The sequence below is a fragment of the Bordetella bronchialis genome (assembly GCF_001676705.1).
GTDB classification, from domain to species: Bacteria; Pseudomonadota; Gammaproteobacteria; order Burkholderiales; family Burkholderiaceae_B; genus Bordetella_C; species Bordetella_C bronchialis.
Genome location: NZ_CP016170.1, coordinates 1,749,861 through 1,767,295 on the forward strand (window position 1 = coordinate 1,749,861; position 17,435 = coordinate 1,767,295).

At 67.9% G+C, this 17,435-nt stretch carries 16 protein-coding genes; 10 read left to right on the forward strand and 6 right to left on the reverse strand.

Annotated elements, in window-relative coordinates:
• Positions 1–70: 70 nt before the first annotated feature.
• The 5 genes from argE to BAU06_RS07790 all read left to right on the forward strand — a co-directional run bounded on the left by argE (position 71) and on the right by BAU06_RS07790 (position 5,172).
• Complete coding sequence (gene argE, locus BAU06_RS07765) at positions 71–1,222, forward strand: acetylornithine deacetylase (RefSeq protein WP_066346624.1); 1,152 nt, start codon at positions 71–73, stop codon at positions 1,220–1,222.
• 131 nt (positions 1,223–1,353) lie between these two features.
• Complete coding sequence (gene trpB / locus BAU06_RS07770; protein ID WP_066358394.1) at positions 1,354–2,553, forward strand: tryptophan synthase subunit beta; 1,200 nt, start codon at positions 1,354–1,356, stop codon at positions 2,551–2,553.
• A 21-nt stretch (positions 2,554–2,574) separates the two neighbouring features.
• A complete protein-coding gene (trpA, locus tag BAU06_RS07775) occupies positions 2,575–3,432 on the forward strand; it encodes a tryptophan synthase subunit alpha (protein ID WP_066346627.1) in 858 nt (285 codons plus the stop codon).
• Between the two features lie 30 nt (positions 3,433–3,462).
• Positions 3,463–4,341, forward strand: coding sequence for an acetyl-CoA carboxylase, carboxyltransferase subunit beta (accD, locus tag BAU06_RS07780; protein ID WP_066346629.1), 879 nt, complete (start codon positions 3,463–3,465; stop codon positions 4,339–4,341).
• 282 nt (positions 4,342–4,623) lie between these two features.
• Positions 4,624–5,172, forward strand: coding sequence for an acyloxyacyl hydrolase (locus BAU06_RS07790; protein WP_066346633.1), 549 nt, complete (start codon positions 4,624–4,626; stop codon positions 5,170–5,172).
• Positions 5,173–5,279: 107 nt separating this feature from the next.
• Here the strand turns inward: BAU06_RS07790 and BAU06_RS07795 are convergent, their stop codons facing one another.
• From BAU06_RS07795 to BAU06_RS07805, 3 genes are read right to left on the reverse strand one after another with little or no spacing between them, the layout of a single operon-like run.
• Entirely contained in the window at positions 5,280–5,759 is a 480-nt protein-coding gene (locus BAU06_RS07795) for a DoxX family protein (protein ID WP_066346639.1), read from the reverse strand.
• A gap of 14 nt (positions 5,760–5,773) precedes the next feature.
• On the reverse strand, positions 5,774–6,277 hold the full coding sequence (locus BAU06_RS07800; RefSeq protein ID WP_066346642.1) for a DUF1097 domain-containing protein: 504 nt from the start codon (positions 6,275–6,277) through the stop codon (positions 5,774–5,776).
• 12 nt (positions 6,278–6,289) lie between these two features.
• Positions 6,290–7,030: an SDR family oxidoreductase gene (locus BAU06_RS07805; RefSeq protein ID WP_066346645.1), complete on the reverse strand. Its 741-nt coding sequence runs from the start codon at positions 7,028–7,030 to the stop codon at positions 6,290–6,292.
• A gap of 133 nt (positions 7,031–7,163) precedes the next feature.
• On the opposite strand from BAU06_RS07805, the gene BAU06_RS07810 reads away from it, so the two are divergent.
• On the forward strand, positions 7,164–8,087 hold the full coding sequence (locus BAU06_RS07810) for a LysR family transcriptional regulator (RefSeq protein WP_066346648.1): 924 nt from the start codon (positions 7,164–7,166) through the stop codon (positions 8,085–8,087).
• A gap of 128 nt (positions 8,088–8,215) precedes the next feature.
• On the opposite strand, the gene BAU06_RS07815 is transcribed toward BAU06_RS07810, so the two are convergent.
• A complete protein-coding gene (locus BAU06_RS07815; protein ID WP_066346654.1) occupies positions 8,216–11,467 on the reverse strand; it encodes an Rne/Rng family ribonuclease in 3,252 nt (1,083 codons plus the stop codon).
• A 604-nt stretch (positions 11,468–12,071) separates the two neighbouring features.
• Between BAU06_RS07815 and BAU06_RS07820 the strand changes: the two genes are divergently transcribed.
• The 4 genes from BAU06_RS07820 (at position 12,072) to msrQ (ending at position 15,682) form a co-directional block, all read left to right on the forward strand.
• The gene (locus BAU06_RS07820) at positions 12,072–13,142 is read left to right on the forward strand and encodes an RluA family pseudouridine synthase (RefSeq protein WP_231934016.1); all 1,071 of its coding nucleotides are present in this window, start codon (positions 12,072–12,074) and stop codon (positions 13,140–13,142) included.
• A gap of 1 nt (position 13,143) precedes the next feature.
• Entirely contained in the window at positions 13,144–13,797 is a 654-nt protein-coding gene (locus BAU06_RS07825; protein ID WP_066346657.1) for an HAD-IA family hydrolase, read from the forward strand.
• 172 nt (positions 13,798–13,969) lie between these two features.
• On the forward strand, positions 13,970–14,935 hold the full coding sequence (gene msrP, locus BAU06_RS07830) for a protein-methionine-sulfoxide reductase catalytic subunit MsrP (RefSeq protein ID WP_066346660.1): 966 nt from the start codon (positions 13,970–13,972) through the stop codon (positions 14,933–14,935).
• Between the two features lie 21 nt (positions 14,936–14,956).
• Complete coding sequence (gene msrQ / locus BAU06_RS07835; protein ID WP_082988522.1) at positions 14,957–15,682, forward strand: protein-methionine-sulfoxide reductase heme-binding subunit MsrQ; 726 nt, start codon at positions 14,957–14,959, stop codon at positions 15,680–15,682.
• On the opposite strand, the gene BAU06_RS07840 is transcribed toward msrQ, so the two are convergent.
• Positions 15,679–16,572 carry an N-acetylmuramoyl-L-alanine amidase gene (locus BAU06_RS07840; RefSeq protein ID WP_156770180.1) on the reverse strand — a complete coding sequence of 298 codons (894 nt, stop codon included), beginning with the start codon at positions 16,570–16,572 and terminating at the stop codon, positions 15,679–15,681. The genes msrQ and BAU06_RS07840 overlap by 4 nt on opposite strands.
• Positions 16,569–17,429 (reverse strand): SAM-dependent methyltransferase, encoded by an 861-nt coding sequence (locus tag BAU06_RS07845; protein WP_082993567.1) that lies wholly within the window; start codon positions 17,427–17,429, stop codon positions 16,569–16,571. The genes BAU06_RS07840 and BAU06_RS07845 overlap by 4 nt, the downstream gene beginning before the upstream one ends.
• Positions 17,430–17,435 lie beyond the last annotated feature (6 nt).

Genomic DNA, 17,435 nt, shown 5'->3' on the forward strand with positions numbered 1-17,435 from the left:
GGGGGCCGCCATAGACTGCGCGGGGGGCGCCGGCCTACACTGGCGGTTTTGACGAACAAGGCGCAAGCCCATGGATACCCGTCGCTGGCTGGAAACGCTGGTCGGTTTCGACACCACCAGCCGCAATTCCAATCTGGCTCTTATCGAAACCGCGCGCGACTGGCTCAAGGAGCAGGGCGTGCAGGCCTGGCTGGTCCACAACGACGACCAGACCAAGGCCAATCTGTTCGCCACGCTGCCCGGCCGCGATGGCGGCGAGCAAGGGGGCATCGTGCTGTCCGGCCACACGGACGTCGTGCCGGTGGACGGCCAGCAATGGAGCGGCGACCCCTTCGTCCTGCGCGAACAGGACGGCCGCCTGTACGGCCGCGGGGCCTGCGACATGAAGGGGTTCATCGCGACGGCCCTGGCCATGGTGCCGGAATTCCTGTCCATGCCCCGCGCCAAGCCCCTGCACCTGGCGTTCTCCTTCGACGAAGAGGTCGGCTGCGCCGGCGCGCCCTTCATGCTGGCGGACCTGCGCGACCGCGGCATCCGGCCCGAAGGCTGCGTGGTGGGCGAGCCTACCGGCATGCAGGTGGTCGTGGCGCACAAGGGCATCAATCTCTACCGTTGCCGGGTGCACGGCAAGGCGGCGCATTCCTCGCTGACCCCGCATGGCTGCAATGCCATCGAATACGCCGCCCGGCTCATCTGCCATATCCGCGACGTGGCCGATGCCTATAAGGCCAAGGGGCCTTACGACACCTTCTACGACGTGCCTTTCAGCACCTTGACCACCAACCTGATCCGTGGCGGCATCGCCGTGAACACCATTCCGGACGACTGCGAATTCGCCTATGAATTCCGCAACCTGCCCGGTATCGCCCCCGACGACATCCAGCGCGAAATCCAGCGCTACGTGGACGAGGTGCTGCTGCCCCGCATGCGAAGCGAATTCCCCGAAGCCCGCATCGATATCGAGCGCGGCCCCGCGGCGCCGGGACTGGAGGCCTCGGAACAGGCCGCCATCACCCAGCTGGTGCGGGCCCTGATGCGCGACAGCGCCACGCGCAAGGTCGCCTACGGCACGGAAGCCGGCCTGTTCCAGGGCATGGGCATCCCCACCGTGGTCTGCGGCCCGGGGCACATCGCCCAGGCGCACAAGCCGGACGAATTCGTCGCGGTGGACCAGCTCGATGCCTGCGCGACCTTCCTGCGCCGGGTCGGACAGTCGCTCTAGGCGCCCGGCCGGCGCCCACGGCCGCCGACTTGCGGTCAGGTAAAATAATGGGTTGCTAAATTGGCGGCTGGCCCCAAACCCGGCCGTCCGCTTTCCCGCGGTGCCGGGGGGATAAAGTGGTGAAACCGGTGGTGAAACCTTACGACTTTCCTGACGCCCAGGGCCATTTCGGTCCCTATGGCGGCGTGTTCGTGGCGGAAACGCTCATGCACGCGCTCGATGAACTGCGCGCGGCCTACGATCGTTTCCGCGTCGATCCGCAGTTCATCGAAGAGTTCAACTACGAACTCAAGCACTTCGTCGGCCGCCCCAGCCCCGTCTACCATGCCCGCCGCTGGTCCCAGGAACTGGGCGGCGCGCAGATCTGGTTCAAGCGCGAAGACCTCAACCACACCGGTGCGCACAAGGTCAATAACTGTATCGGCCAGGCCCTGCTGGCCCGCCGCATGGGCAAGCCCCGCGTCATCGCCGAAACCGGCGCCGGCCAGCACGGCGTGGCTACCGCCACGGTGGCGGCGCGCTATGGCATGGAATGCGTGGTCTACATGGGCAGCGAGGACATCCGCCGCCAGGCATCCAACATGTATCGCATGAAGCTGCTGGGCGCCACCGTTGTTCCTGTGGAGTCCGGATCGCGCACACTGAAGGACGCCCTGAACGAGGCCATGCGCGACTGGGTCACCAACATCGGCAACACCTTCTACATCATCGGCACGGTGGCGGGGCCGGACCCGTACCCACGCATGGTCCGCGATTTCCAGACCGTCATCGGCAATGAATGCCTGTGGCAGATGCCCGAGGAAGCCGGCCGCCAGCCCGATATCGTCATCGCGGCCGTAGGCGGCGGCTCCAACGCCATGGGGATTTTCCACCCTTATATCCCGCATGAATCCGTGCAACTGATTGGCGTGGAAGCCGCCGGCGAGGGCATGGACAGCGGCCGGCATGCCGCCTCCATCGCCGCCGGCCAGGTCGGGGTATTGCACGGCAACCGCACCTATGTGATCCAGAACGCCGACGGCCAGGTGCAGGAAACGCATTCGGTGTCGGCGGGCCTGGACTACCCCGGCGTCGGTCCCGAGCACGCCTGGCTGAAGGACAGCGGCCGCGCCTCCTACGTGGGCGTGACCGACGACGAGGCCCTCAAGGCTTTCCACGATTGCTGCCGCATCGAAGGCATCATGCCGGCGCTGGAATCCTCGCATGCCATCGCGCACGCGGTGCGCCTGGCGCCCACCCTGCCCAAGGACAAGCACATCCTGGTGTGCCTGTCGGGGCGCGGCGACAAGGACATGCACACCGTGGCCGAGCGCGCGGGCCTGGCGCTGTAAATCGACAGTGGTAATGACAGCATGACATCCCGACAAGACCGTATTGCCGCTGCTTTTTCCCGTGCCCGCGCCGACAGCCGCGCCGCGCTGATCCCCTACGTTGCCGCGGGCGATCCTTCGCCGGCGTCCTGCGTGCCCTTGATGCACGCCCTGGTGGAAGCGGGCGCGGACATCATCGAACTGGGCGTGCCCTTTTCCGATCCCATGGCCGACGGCCCGGTGATCCAGCGCGCCACCGAACGCGCCATCGCCCAGGGCATGAGCCTGCGCGGGGTGCTGGACGCGGTGCGCCAGTTCCGCACCCGCGACCAGGACACCCCCGTTGTGTTGATGGGGTATGCCAACCCCATCGAGCGCATGGGCCATGCCGCCTTCGCCGACGCGGCGGCCGCCGCCGGCGTCGATGGCGTCCTGGTCGTCGACTATCCGCCGGAAGAGGTCCAGGCCTTCGCCGACCTGCTCGGCGGCAAGGGCATCGCGCCGATCTTCCTGCTTGCGCCCACCACGACCGATGCCCGCATCCAGGCGGTCGGCAAGGTGGCGCGCGGCTATGCCTACTATGTGTCACTCAAGGGCGTTACCGGCGCCGGCCACCTGGACACCGATGACGTCGCCCGCCAACTCGCCAACATCCGCCGCCACGTTCATATTCCCATCGGCGTGGGCTTCGGCATCCGCGACGCCGCCAGCGCCCAGCGCGTGGCCCAGGTCGCCGACGCGGTGGTGATAGGCAGCAAGCTCATCGAAACCATGGAACAGGCGGTGGCGGGCGCCACCGCGGACAAGCGCGACCAGGCGGCCATCGCGGCCGCGCGGGAATGGCTGGGCGGCATCCGCTCGGCATTGGACCAGGCCAGGCGCGGCCCCGCCGCCGCCTAGGCCTGTCATCATCAGGACAACAAACAAACAATGAGCTGGATCGAAAAACTCCTGCCTCCGCGCATCAATAAAACCACCGAACCCAGCGCGCGCCGCGTGCCCGAAGGGCTGTGGGTCAAATGCCCGGCCTGCGAATCGGTGCTGTACAACGAGGACCTGGCCGCCAATCTGCATGTCTGCCCCAAGTGCGACCATCACATGCGCATCGGCGCCCGTGCGCGCATCGACTCGCTGCTGGATCTGGAAGGGCGGGTCGAGATCGGCCAGACCATCCGGTCCGTCGACACGCTCAAGTTCAAGGACAGCCGCAAGTACCCGGAGCGCCTGCAGGAAGCCGTCAAGCAGACCGGCGAAACCGACGCCCTGGTCGTCGTCAGCGGTTCGATCCGCAGCGTGCCCGCCGTGGTGGCCTGCTTCGAATTCGAATTCATGGGTGGCTCCATGGGCTCGGTGGTGGGCGAGCGCTTCGCCCGAGGCGCCCAGGCTGCCCTGGATCAGAAGACGGGTTTCATCTGTGTCGCCGCTTCCGGCGGCGCGCGCATGCAGGAAAGCCTGCTGTCGCTGATGCAGATGGCCAAGACCAACGCCATGCTGACCCGCCTGTCGGCGGCCGGCCTGCCTTTCATCAGCGTCCTGACGGATCCGACCATGGGTGGCGTATCGGCCAGCTTCGCCTTCATGGGCGACGTCGTCATCGCCGAGCCCAAGGCGCTCATCGGCTTTGCCGGGCCGCGCGTCATCGAGCAGACCGTGCGGGAAAAGCTGCCTGAAGGCTTCCAGCGCGCCGAGTTCCTGCTGCAGAAGGGCGCGGTGGACATGGTGGTGGATCGACGGCAGTTGCGCGAGGAAATCGCGCGCCTGCTGGCGCTGTTGACGCGGCAATCCGCCGACGTCGTCGCGGCTGCCTGATCCGGCCGACGCGTACAGGCCTTCGGGGCCGCTACTTGCTGGAGCCGCCGCGGCCTATGCGCGCGGAATCCTTCCAACAAGGCGGCTTCCATCGTGCCCTGCCAGCGGTCCTCGCGGCATGCATCGGTATCTCGCGGACCGCGGGCCCCGATTGGTCGGAGCCGCGGAATTCTGTTTTCCCCGTCAACGTGGCCGAATCGTCACAGTGCCGCTTGGTCGAGGCCGCGGTTTTCTGATAAGTTACACAATCTTTTGTTTTCTCTATTCTGGCTGGAGTTGCCCATGAACCGTGGTCATAAAAACAAAATCGTCGCAGGCGCGCTGACCGCGTTGGCGATGGCATGTGCGATGCCTTTGGCGCAGGCACAAACGCGCTCCAACGGCGGGGTCAGCGTGCAGATGGGCGTGGGCGAGAAATACAACCGCACCACCCTGAACTACGAAACCGCGCCCCTGTGGAATTACGATTTCGGCGGTGGCTGGGGCCGGCTGGACCTGACGGGCGAACTGGGCGTCGCCTACTGGTGGGCCCACCAAGGCGCGCATCCCAGCAGCGCCTGGCAGCTCAACGCCATTCCCATGTTCCGCTGGTGGCTGACCGACCGCTTCTTCGTCGAAGGCGGCGTGGGCCCGACGGTATTCAACAAGACGCGCTTCGCGGACAAGACCATCAGCACGGCCTTCCAGTTCGGCGACCATATCGGCCTGGGTTTCCAACTGACGGAATCCAGCCGGATCAGCCTGCGTTATTCGCATTTCTCCAATGCCAGCATCAAGACGCCCAACCCGGGCCTGGATGTGACCCAGCTGACCTACACCTATCTGTTCTGACCGGGCCGTGCTCCCGCCAAGGGCGGGCGCAAACGGAAAGCAGAAAGGCCTGCACGCGCGACGGTGCTTCCGTCTGGCGTGCAGGCCTTTTTGCTATCTATCGCCTTTTACCGACGCCGGCCCAGGCGCGTGTCCACGGCATAGGCGCCGCCGCCGCGCGCCGTCATATACAGCGCCAGGAAACCCATCAGGACGGGGAACTCGATGCCGCGGTCGATCCACGGCCAGGTGGGGCCCAGGGCATAGCTGATTGCCACCATCTCCACCGCGAACAGCAGCGCCATCGCGCGGGTGCACCATCCCAGCGCCAGCATGAGCGCGCCGCCGGTTTCCAGCAGCATGACCAGGAACGCCAGCTGTGGCGCGAAGGGCAGGCCGATCACGTTGCGGATCAGGTTGATGGATCCCGCCATGGGATCGGCCATGGAGCCATGCGAGGCCCCCAGGGCCTTGGGCAGTCCATGCGTGAACAGGACGACCGCGAATGCGATGCGCAACAGGGCATACAGCCCGGGTTCGAGCCCGGTCATGCGGGTGCCCAGGGCGGCGAAAACGCCGCCCGGAATCGATAGGGGTTTGCTGGTCATGGTTAACCTCCGGGTCAGGGCCCCTCGGTGCCGGGCCGGGACGCCTTTACGCGGCCCTGCCAGGCGTGGGCCAGGAAGCCGGCCGCCGCGCCGATCGCGGCGGCCCCTCCCAGGCTGAGGAAAGTGGCCGGCGAGGGCGGCATGTGCGAGGCGAAGTAGGCGACGAGCCCCAGGAAGAAGCCCAGCAGGTTGTTGAACACCGGCATCCGCGCCAGCGACAAGGCGATCGCGGTGATGGCCGTCACCACCGCGGTGATCGCATAGGCGCCCAGCAGGGGGCTGAAGGCGGCCATGGCGTGGGCGGCCGCCATCCCCAATGCCAGCCCGATCAGCACGCATGCCAGGTTGACCAGGCCGCTGCGCAGGTCGAGTCCCCGTGTGAAGTAGGCGATCCAGCCGACGAACATCGCCCATACGGGCAGTTCCAGCACCAGTGCGCTGAAGGTGGCGGCCGACGATGCCACCAGGGATTCGCCCAACACGATCCGGGCGTGCTTGTTCCAGGATTCCGCTGCCATGGCCGGCCTCCTTCAGGCGAAGCCGCCGTTGGCGCGCAGCACTTGCGCGTTAATCCAGGCGCCGTCCGGCCCGGCCAGGAAAGACACCGCCGCGGCGATGTCCTCTGGCGTGCCCAGGCGTTGCAAGGGCGCCATATTGGCGATCTGGTCGATCTGCGCCTGCGTCTTGCCATTCAGGAACAGCTCCGTGCCGACCGGCCCGGGCGCGACCGCGTTGACGGTGATGCCGCGCCCGCGCAGCTCGTTGGCCAGCACCCGCACCAGTCCTTCGACACCCGCCTTGGACGCGATATACGGACCATAGGCGGGAAAGGATTTGGCGATGACGCTGCTCGAGAGCGCAATGATGCGGCCGCCTTCCGCGACATGCTGCGCGGCCTGGGCCAGCACCAGGAAGGCGCCGCGCAGATTCGTGGCGATGACCCGGTCGAACTCGGCCAGGCTGCCGGAGGCAATCGGCGCCATGGGCATGATGCCGGCGCTGTGTACCACGGCATCGATGCGCCCATAGGCTTGCCCGGTTTTGTCGAAAAGCGCCGCCACATCGTCCGGATCGGCGACGTCGCCCTGGATCGCCACGGCCTTGCCGCCGGCCGATTCGATGGCGGCCACGGTCTCCCGGGCCTTGAGGGTGTTGCCCGCGTAGTTGACCGCCACGGCGTAGCCGTCGGCGGCCAGGCGCAGGGCGATGGCTTGCCCGATGCCGCGCGAGCCGCCGGTGACGATGGCGGTCTTGAGGGTGTCCGCGTTCATGATGTGCTCCATGTGGAAAAGGGTGAAGGCATGGAGTACATTGTTCTTGTTATCGCGGATGGGATAAATGGGTCTGAATTGCTAATTAAATTCAACCGCGCTCAACAATCCGCTGTCTTTTCGCTCTCTTGCCATGGATCGCTTCGACGCCCTGCAACTGTTCACGCGCATCGTGGAGTCGGGCAGCTTCAGCCAGGCGGCCGCCTCGCTGGATGTCCCGCGCGCCACCGCGACCCATGCGATCAAGGCCCTGGAAGCCAGGCTGGGTACCCGGCTGCTGGAACGTACTACCCGCCACGTCCGTCCCACGCCCGACGGCCAGGCTTTTTACGAACGCTGCGTGTCGGTGCTCAGCGAACTGGATGACGCCGAGTCCTCGCTGCGCCATACCGCCTCGAACCCCCGCGGCATGCTGCGCGTCGATATGCACGGCACCCACGCCACCCGTATCGTGATGCCCAACATCGACGATTTCCATGCCCGTTATCCGGGCATCGACCTGGTGGTGAGCAGCGGCGACCGTCTCGTGGACCTGGTGCGGGAAGGCGTGGATTGCGTTATCCGCGCGGGCAATCCGCGCGACTCGTCGCTGGTCGCCCGGCGCCTGGCCGTCATGCCGCAGGTGGTTTGCGCCAGCCCGGACTACCTCGCGCGCCATGGGGTCCCGGCGCATCCGGACGACCTGTCCGCGCACCAGGCCGTGAAGTTCTTTTCCAGCAGCGGTGCCTCGGACTATCCGCTGGAGCTGCGCGTGGACGGCAAGGTCCAGGCCTACTCGCTGGGCGGCTGGGTCTCCGTCAACGACGCCGAAAATTATGTGGTCTGCGCGCTACGCGGCTGTGGCCTGATCCAGTTGCCGCGTTTCCATGTGGAAGACGAGCTGCGCGACGGCCGCCTGGTGGAAGTACTGGGCGATTGGCAGAGCCCGGGCCTGCCGCTGGCCGCCTTGTATCCGCATCATCGCCAGCTTTCGCCGCGGGTGCGGGTATTCATCGACTGGGTCAGCACGCTGTACACGCAGCGCTTCCGCGCCTTGCATCCGACTCCCGCGGCATAGCGGCCGGCTTGCGCGGCGACCCGTCGCAAGGAGAAATAAAAAAGGGCTGCCTCGTGGGACAGCCCTTCTGGCCATGACAGCCTTTGCCACGACGCGCGCATGCTCGCGCATGCGCCGCCGTGTGCGCCTTAGTGGCGCGTTTCCACCTGTACCAGCGGGCCCGAGGACACCGGCGGCACGGGCTTGCGCTCGCGACCCAGGCGCATGGGAGCGTGGCTGGCCGCCATGCGCTGCTGGGTCTGGGCGTGACGCTCGGGGTCCGTTTCCACCCAGGTCAGGCCAGCCGCATTGACCACGTCCTGCAGGTTCTGCTTGGCGGCGGGCTGACGCGCGGGCGCGACGGCCGGGGCCGCGGATGCGCCTGCGGGTGCCGTGTCCGGCACGCTGGCCGGCTGCGGCGCCGCGTAGGGCGGGACCGCGGCAGGCGCCTGGGCTTGCTGGACGTCCGTGACGGCCGGTGCCACCGGAGCGGGGGCAACGGGCGCCGCGGCGGCAGCCGTTTCAGTCGCCGTCGGGACCGCGTCGGACAAGGGCCGGGCGGGCGCCGCCGCGATGTCCGCCGGGGCGGGGGCGGCAGGCACCTGCGGGGCGGCCTGCGCCGCGGGCACAGCGTGCGGGGCGGCCGCTTCGTCGGCGCGCTGGGGTATCGGCTCGGCGAGGGGCGCCGGCACGACGGCCGGGGCGACCGGTTGCAAGGGCGCCGCGGCCACGGGCTGCGGCGTCGTCGAACCGGGCACGGCGGCCTGGACCGGCGTGGGCTGCGTGGCATGATCGGCCGGCGCATGCGCGGGCCGGCTGGGGGCAGCGGTGAACGGCGTATCCACGGCCGGCGCTGCGGCGCCCGACGCGGCGGCACCCGACACTTCCTCGATCGAGGCGGTCGTTTCATGGCGCGGTGCCTGGACGGGCTCGACCGGCGTGGCGACTTCCGCCAGCGCGGCCTGGGCTTCCGCCGCCAGGGCTTCTTCGCCCTCGGGCAGCGTGTCCTGGCCGGCTTCGCCGTTGACCACGGTACCGTCCTCCGAGGCGCGGCGGCCTCGGCGGCTGCGGCGGCGGCGGCGCTTGCGCTCGGGATCGGCGCCGGCTTCCGTGGCCAGGCCTTGTTCATCCGTCTCGGCCGCAGTGCTTTCGGCCAGGGCGTCGGCGCGGTCGTCCTCGGTTTCGGGCGGCAGCGCGGCGGCGACCGTCTCGGCCAGGGCGGCGACCATGCTTTCCTGTTCGCTCATGGGCGTTTCGGCCTGGTCTTCGCGGCGGCCACGTCCGCGGCCGCGGCGTCCGCGGCCGCCACGGGCGGGAGCGGCCTCGTCCACGGCCTCCGGCGCCAGGGCGCGTTCGGGATGCGCTTGCGCCTCGGCGATGATGTCGCGTTCGGCGCGTTGCTGGGCTTCGGCGCGAGCGCCACGTTCGGCGCGCTCCGGCCGTTCGGCACGCTCGGGGCGCTCGGCGCGTTCCCCATCGCCACGGCGTCCACCGCGCACGTGGTGGCGCAGACCGTCGCCTTCGGCGGCTTCCGGCCGGCCTTCATGGCGGCGGTTGCGATTGCGTTCGGAACCGTGGCGTTCGCCTCGGCGCTCCTGGCCGTCGTGGGTACGGGATTTCGGCCGGGTGTTGCCGCGCTTGGCCTCGCCCTGCGGGGCGGGAGCCGGCGCGGCCGGGGCGGCTTCACCGCCCGTGAACCAGCCGACCAGGCGCTTGAACAGCCCGCCCAGGCCCGGGGCAGCGGGCGCCGGGGCGGCCGCGACGGGGGCAGGGGCCGGCGTGGCGGACACCGGAGCCGGCTGCGCCGGGGTGATGCCCTTGACCAGGGCTTCCGGGCGAGTCTTGATTTCCTGTTCGCGCGGTGCCCAGGCGACTTCCGTGGCCGGCGCATCGGCCAGCTCGAAGCTGGTCTTCATCTCTTCCAGGCGCGGGTCGTCGTGGCGCAGGCGTTCGATATGGTGATGCGGGGTTTCCAGGTGCTTGTTGGGAATCAGCACCAGATTGACCTTCAGGCGGGCTTCCATCTTGGCGATGTCGGCGCGCTTTTCGTTCAGCAGGAAGGTGGCCACATCGACCGGCACCTGGGCGTGGACCGCCGCGGTGTTTTCCTTCATGGCTTCTTCCTGCAGCAGGCGCAGCACGTGCAAGGCGCTGGATTCCGCGTCGCGGATCACGCCGGTGCCGTTGCAGCGCGGGCAGGTGATGTGGGAGCCTTCGTTCAAGGCCGGACGCAGGCGCTGGCGCGACAGTTCCATCAGGCCGAAACGCGAGATCTTGCCCATCTGGACGCGGGCGCGGTCGAAGTGCAGGGCATCGCGCAGGCGCTGTTCGACGGCACGCTGGTTCTTGCCGTCTTCCATATCGATGAAATCGATGACGATCAGGCCACCGAGGTCGCGCAGGCGCAGCTGGCGCGCCACTTCGTCGGCCGCCTCCTGGTTGGTGCGCAGGGCGGTTTCCTCGATATCGGCGCCGCGCGTGGAACGGGCGGAGTTGACGTCCACCGCGACCAGCGCTTCCGTGTGATCGATGACGATGGCGCCGCCCGAGGGCAGGGTGACCGTGCGCGAATAGGCGGTTTCGATCTGGTGTTCGATCTGGAAGCGCGAAAATAGCGGCACATCGTCGCGATATCGCTTCACGCGCTGGACGTTGTCCGGCATGACCACGCTCATGAAGGCGGTGGCCTGATCCGCGATCTCGTCGGTATCTATCAGGATCTCGCCGATTTCGGGCGAGAAATAATCGCGAATGGCGCGGATGACCAGGCTGGATTCCAGGTAGATCAGGATGGGCGCCGAGTTGTCGCGGGCCGCGCCGTCGATGGCCGTCCACAGCTGGAGCAGATAGGACAGGTCCCACTGCAGTTCTTCCACGCTGCGGCCGATGCCCGCGGTGCGGGCGATGATGCTCATGCCCTGGGGAACCTGCAACTGCTCCATCGTGTCGCGCAGTTCCTGGCGGTCTTCGCCTTCGACACGGCGCGATACGCCGCCGCCACGCGGGTTGTTGGGCATCAGGACCAGGTAGCGGCCGGCCAGGGAGATGAAGGTGGTCAGGGCGGCGCCCTTGTTGCCGCGTTCTTCCTTTTCGACCTGGACGATCAGTTCCTGACCTTCGCGCAGGGCGTCCTGGATACGGGCGGTGCGGACGTCGACGCCTTCCTTGAAGTAGCTGCGGGCGATTTCCTTGAACGGCAGGAAGCCGTGGCGGTCTTCGCCGTAATTGACGAAGCAGGCTTCCAGGCCGGGTTCGATGCGGGTGATGATGCCTTTGTAGATGTTGCCTTTACGCTGTTCGCGGCCGGCGGTTTCGATGTCCAGATCGATAAGCTTTTGCCCATCGACAATGGCAACGCGCAACTCTTCAGGGTGCGTTGCATTGAACAACATGCGCTTCATGAGAGGGTTCTCCGTAGTCATGACACGCCGATATCGGCGCGTGACCTCGGGTCACCCGGGCTGCGGACTGCGGCAGGGCAAGCGTGCGGATCGGCCTGAGCACTGCCCGGGCCTTTCCGCGCCGGTCAGGCAGGCACTTCGTGCCATACGGCACGCGGTTCGGTCAGCAGGGGAGTCAGGTTCACGAATTGTGGTTGACGAATAATTGCTGTGAACGACAGACGCGGCGAAGGGGTACGGCGCGCGCCTGGTGCTTTAATACGACGGTTTTGCTTGTTTGCTTCAGAGCCGCGCGCGGCATGCAACGGACCTGACCGGCAACGCGTCAGGAACTGTGCCTTCGCGTGCTCGTCAGGGCGCGGTTGCGCCGGCGACCGGATGACCCCGGCGCTGAATTTCGCAGACGGTACAATAACGGCCTGCGCACCAGACGGAATCGTCCCCCGACGGAGTTGCTCAGGAAAGTGCATCTGAACGTGCATCTCTACGCCAGGCGGCCATTCAGCCCCACAATTCAGCCCCTTAAGGCTGTCCCGATTATATGCCGCTTTTCGTAATGCGCAAAGACACTGTACCGTTCCGTCGAAAAAAGCCGAAAACCTCTTTGACGTCGGCCGATCAGCCGGCCCAGCCGGCGGGCCGCGGGCCCATGTCGCCGGGACGTCCCCGCAAGACGCCGGCCGCGGCCGGCGCGGCACCGGCCGCCGCGGCATCGCGGTCTCCCGCCGCCGCGCCGGCCCGGGCCTCGGCGCCCGCGCCCGCCGTGCGCCTCGTGGAAATCGACGAAGGCCAGGACGGCCAGCGGCTGGACAACTTCCTGTTCCGCTTCTGCAAGGGCGTGCCCAAGAGCCATATCTACAAGGCGATCCGCGATGGCCAGGTCCGTGTCAACAAGGGCCGTACCGCGGTGGATCAGCGGCTGGCCACGGGCGACATCGTGCGGGTGCCGCCGCTGCGGCTGCCGGCGCCGGGTGCGGCGCGGCCGGTTCCCCCGGCGGAATTCCCCATCGTCTACGAGGACGAGGCCCTGCTGGTGGTCGATAAGCCGGCCGGCATTGCCGTGCATGGGGGCAGCGGCGTGGCCTTCGGCGTCATCGAGCGTCTGCGCGCGGCGCGCCCGCAGGCGCCCATGCTGGAACTGGCCCACCGGCTGGACCGGGAAACCTCCGGCCTGCTCATGGTGGCCAAGAAGCGCAGCGCCCTGTTGTCCCTGCACCGCATGCTGCGCGAAGGGCAGGGCAGCAAGCGCTATTACGCCCTGGTCTATGGCGATTGGGTCAACGACCGGCAGCACATCAAGCTGCCGCTTACCAAATGGACCACGGCATCCGGCGAGCGGCGCGTCCGCGTGGATCGGGACGGGCAGGCGGCCCATACCATCGTCACACTGAAACACCGCTACGGTAAGTTCAGCCTGGTGGAAGCCGAGCTCCGCACCGGCCGCACGCACCAGATCCGCGTGCACCTGGCGTCCGTGGGTTTTCCCATCGTGGGGGACGACAAATATGGGGACGATGCGATCCGGCTCTCTTTCGCCAGGAAAGGTTTCGGGCGCATGTTCCTGCACGCGCATCGCCTCGATATGCCGCATCCCCTGACCGGCGAGCCGCTCTCGCTGGAGGCGCCCCTGCCGCAAGCCTGCCTAGACATTCTGAAAACGTTGGAGTCTGCCTGATATGCCCTATTCCTTGGTGGTGTTCGATTGGGATGGGACCTTGATGGACTCCACGCACAGCATCGTGGCGGCGATCCAGGCCGCCTGCCGGGACCTGGAGCTGCCGGTGCCCTCGGCTTCCCAGGCCAGCTGGGTCATCGGCCTGTCGCTGGAAAGCGCCCTGCGCCGCGCCGTGCCCAGCCTGACCAACGCGATGCTGCCCCGCTTCCTGGAACGCTATCGCGTGCATTACCTGCTGCGCGATCCCGAATTGAAGCTGTTCGACGGCGTGCGCGAAATGCTGGCCGAGCTGGCCGCGCGCGACGTGCGCATGGCGGTGGCCACCGGCAAGAGCCGGGTGGGGCTGAACCGCGCCCTGGCCGCCAGCGGCCTGGTCCAGGCCTTCGACGCGACCCGCTGCGCGGACGAGACCTTCAGCAAGCCCAACCCGACCATGCTCTACGAAATCATGGACGAGCTCGGCGTGGAGGGCGACCGGGTCGTCATGATAGGCGACACCTCTCACGACTTGCAGATGGCCAGCAATGCCCAGGTCCACGGCGTCGGCGTGGCCTACGGGGCCCATCCGCGCGCCGAGCTGGAAGCGCAGGCGCCCCAGACCGTGGTGGAGTCGGTCACCGGCCTGCGCGAATGGCTGCTTGCGCGCGTCGGCTGACCGGTCCGCCCGCCGCCGTCCGCCGCCGGTCGCGGGGAGCACCCCCGCGCGGTGGCCCGGGCCGGCTTCTATAACGGAAAATTGAACTCCGGCGCCGAATGGCTGCGGCACAATGCCGTCATAACGTCCATGCGGCCCATGCGGGCCGCCAGAATGCCAGCCGGAGATCCTCATGCTGATACGTAAACCATCCGATATCCCCGCGTCGGAAATCACGCCCGAGGCGGTCTGGCAGTCGCGGCGGGCCTGGATGGCACGCGCGGCCGCGGGGGCGGCGGCGCTGGGCATGGCGGGCTGGAGCGGCCGCCATGCCCAGGCGGCCGACGCCGGCTTGGCGCCCTTGCCCGGCACGCCGGACAAGCAGTTCGCCATCATGGACAAGCCGACCTCCTACGAGGACGTCACGTCGTACAACAACTTCTACGAATTCGGCGTCGACAAGGGCGATCCCGCGCGCTACGCCAAGGCCTTGCGCACGCGGCCCTGGACGGTCACGGTAGAGGGCGAGGTGCAGAAACCCGGCACCTTCGATATCGATACCCTGCTGAAGCTGGCGCCCCAGGAAGACCGCACCTACCGCATGCGCTGCGTGGAGGGCTGGTCCATGGTCATCCCCTGGGTCGGCTATCCCTTGTCCGCCCTGCTGAACCAGGTGCAGCCCACCGGCAACGCCAAGTTCGTCCAGTTCGTCAGCGTGGTCCAGCGCGACACCATGCCCGGCCTGCGCTACCCCGTGATCGATTGGCCCTATGTAGAGGGCTTGCGGCTGGACGAAGCCATGCACCCGCTGACGCTGCTGACCTTCGGCCTGTACGGCAAGGTACTTCCCAACCAGAACGGCGCGCCGCTGCGGGTGGTCGTGCCCTGGAAGTACGGCTTCAAATCGGCCAAATCGCTGGTCACGATCCGGCTGGTGGAAAAAATGCCGGTCAGCGCCTGGATGAAGGCGGCGTCCAACGAATACGGCTTTTATGCCAACGTGAACCCGAATGTGCCGCATCCGCGCTGGAGCCAGGCCACGGAACGCCGCATCGGCGAAGACGGGCTTTTCAGTCCGAAGCGCAAGACGCTGATGTTCAACGGCTATGACCAGGTCGCGTCCCTGTACACGGGGATGGACCTGCGGGCCAACTACTGAACGGTGAACGGGATGACCTCCATGGCCGCAAGCAATCCGTCCGGTCCGCCGCGCCGGTCGCCTGCCGTACCCGCTACGGGCGCCCGCGCCCCGGACAGGCCGCAGGCCGCGACTGCGCGCAAGCAGCTTTCGGCCGCGGCCGTCAGCCGCTTCAAGCCGGTGCTGTTCCTGTTGGGCCTGTTTCCGCTGGCGCGCTGGATCTGGTTGGGCACGCATAACGGATTGACGGCCAATCCGGTGGAATTCCTGACGCGATCGGCCGGCACCTGGACCTTCGTCTGCCTGCTGGTCACCCTGGGTATTACGCCGCTGCGGCGCTTGACCGGCCAGCCTGCTCTGGTGCGCCTGCGCCGCATGTGCGGGCTTTTCGCCTTTTTCTACGGCTTTCTGCATTTCATGACGTGGGTGGCCTGGGATCGCGGCTTCGACCCGGCCTCCATGCTGCAGGACGTGGGCGAGCGGCCCTTCATCACCGTGGGCTTCGCCGCCTTCGTCCTGATGACGGCGCTGGCGCTGACATCCACCCAGGGCGCCATGAGGCGGCTGGGCAAGCGCTGGCAGCGCCTGCACCGGGCCGTATATGCCATCGGTATCCTGGCCTTGCTCCATCTGGTGTGGCTCAAGGCGGGCAAGCACGATTTCCTGCAGCCGGCCGTCTATGGCACCGTGCTGGCGGTGCTGCTGCTGTGGCGGGTGGTGGCGTGGGTGTTGGCGCGGCGCAAGGCCGCGGCGGCTTCGGCCGCCTAGTCGCCGGCCGCCGCGCCCGCGGCCGGCACCGGCGCCTCGGTCCTGCCCGGCAGGGCCAGCAGGATACCGGCGGTTTCCGCATCCGCCACCCCATCGCAGCGGCCCGGCCGGTAGTGCATCTGGAAGGCGGCGATGACGCGGGTCGTTTCGGCGTCGAAAACCGCGCTGTGCGGCACGGCGTAGCCCGCGCGCTCCAGTTGCGCCTGGAACCACGCCGCGTCGGGCACCCCGTTCTGTTCGAAGAAGGCCTGGAAACCCGGTGCCGCGGTCTCGTCGTACCAGCGGCCCAGGCCCGCGGCCGCCAGCCGCCGCCACGGGAACAACGGTCCCGGGTCTACCTTGCGTTGCGGCGCCACGTCGCTGTGGCCGACGATGTTTTCCGGCAGGACCGCATGGCGCCGGGCAATGTCCCGCACCAGGGCCATGACGGTCCGGATCTGGTCCTCGGGATACGGCTCCCAGCGCAGCGTCCCGTCGGGCGCGCGCGTATCGCCGCGGTTGACGATCTCTATGCCGATGGACGCATTGTTGATGGAGGTGTGCCCGTACCAGCTGCTGTCGCCCGCGTGCCAGGCATTGCGGTCTTCCGGGACCAGTTGATAGACGTGTACGGGATGCGTGTCGGTGACCAGGTAATGGGCGCTGACATTGCCGCGCGACAGCGTCAGCAGCGAGGCCACATCGCCGCCCGCGGTGTAGTGCAGCACGATGAAGCGTACCCGGCTGTCCTGGCTGACGGCCTGGATGGAGCGATCCACATCCACGTCGGCGGGATAGCGCGCGGCGCAGCCTGCAAGCAGCAGCGCCACCAGCCCCACCGCCCACCGCGCCAGGGCTTGCCCGCTCGATGTCGCAGCACGTCCTCCGGGCGGCCGCACAGCCGTGCTCATCCTCCCCGTCCCAAAAACAAAAAGAGCGTGGGTTTTTTGTCCAGGTCGGGGGCGGGGCGGGTTTTCCAGTCGGCCACGGTGCGCGTGCGGATCCATTCGTCGGCGGTGGTCAGCGAGCGGGCCACGCACAGGCGGGTGTCGCCGCGCAGCGCGCCGAGCAGCGCGGAGAACATCGCGGCATTGCGGTAGGGCGTTTCGATGAGCAACTGCGTCTGGTTGCCGCGGCTGGATTGCTGTTCCCAGGCCCGCAACTGGCGTGTGCGCTCGGCCGCGTCGACTGGCGCATAGCCATGGAAAGCGAAGCGCTGGCCGTCCAGGCCGCTGGCCATCAGCGCCAGCAGAATGGAAGAGGGGCCCACCCAGGGCCGGACCGTCAGTCCCAGTCCGTGGGCCAGGTCGGCGACCCGTGCGCCCGGGTCGGCCACCGCGGGGCATCCCGCTTCCGACACCAGGCCGATCTCCCCGCCCTGCTTCAAGGGGCGCAGCCAGGCTTCGATCTGTTCTCGGCCGGTCTTGTCGGTCAAGGTGTGGACCGTAATGTCCTGCAGCGGGCGGATCGCTCCGACCTGCTTCAGGAAGGCGCGGGCCGTCTTGGCGTTCTCGGCGATATAGGTGTCCAGGCGGGCCGCCAGCGCGCGGACCTCCGGCGGCAGCCAGCGGTCCACCGGCGCGTCGCCCAGGCCGACGGGGATCAGGTGCAGTTGTCCCGGCCGGGGCGCCGCGGCGGTGTCGCGCGTGGCCGCTGGCGCCGGCGCGCCTGCTCCCGGCCTTTGAGCGGGCGACCGTCCTTCCGGCGTATCGGCGGGCGAGATGCCTTCCGGCGTGCCAGCGGCCGCGGTCTTGGCGGTTCCTTCCATGGATGC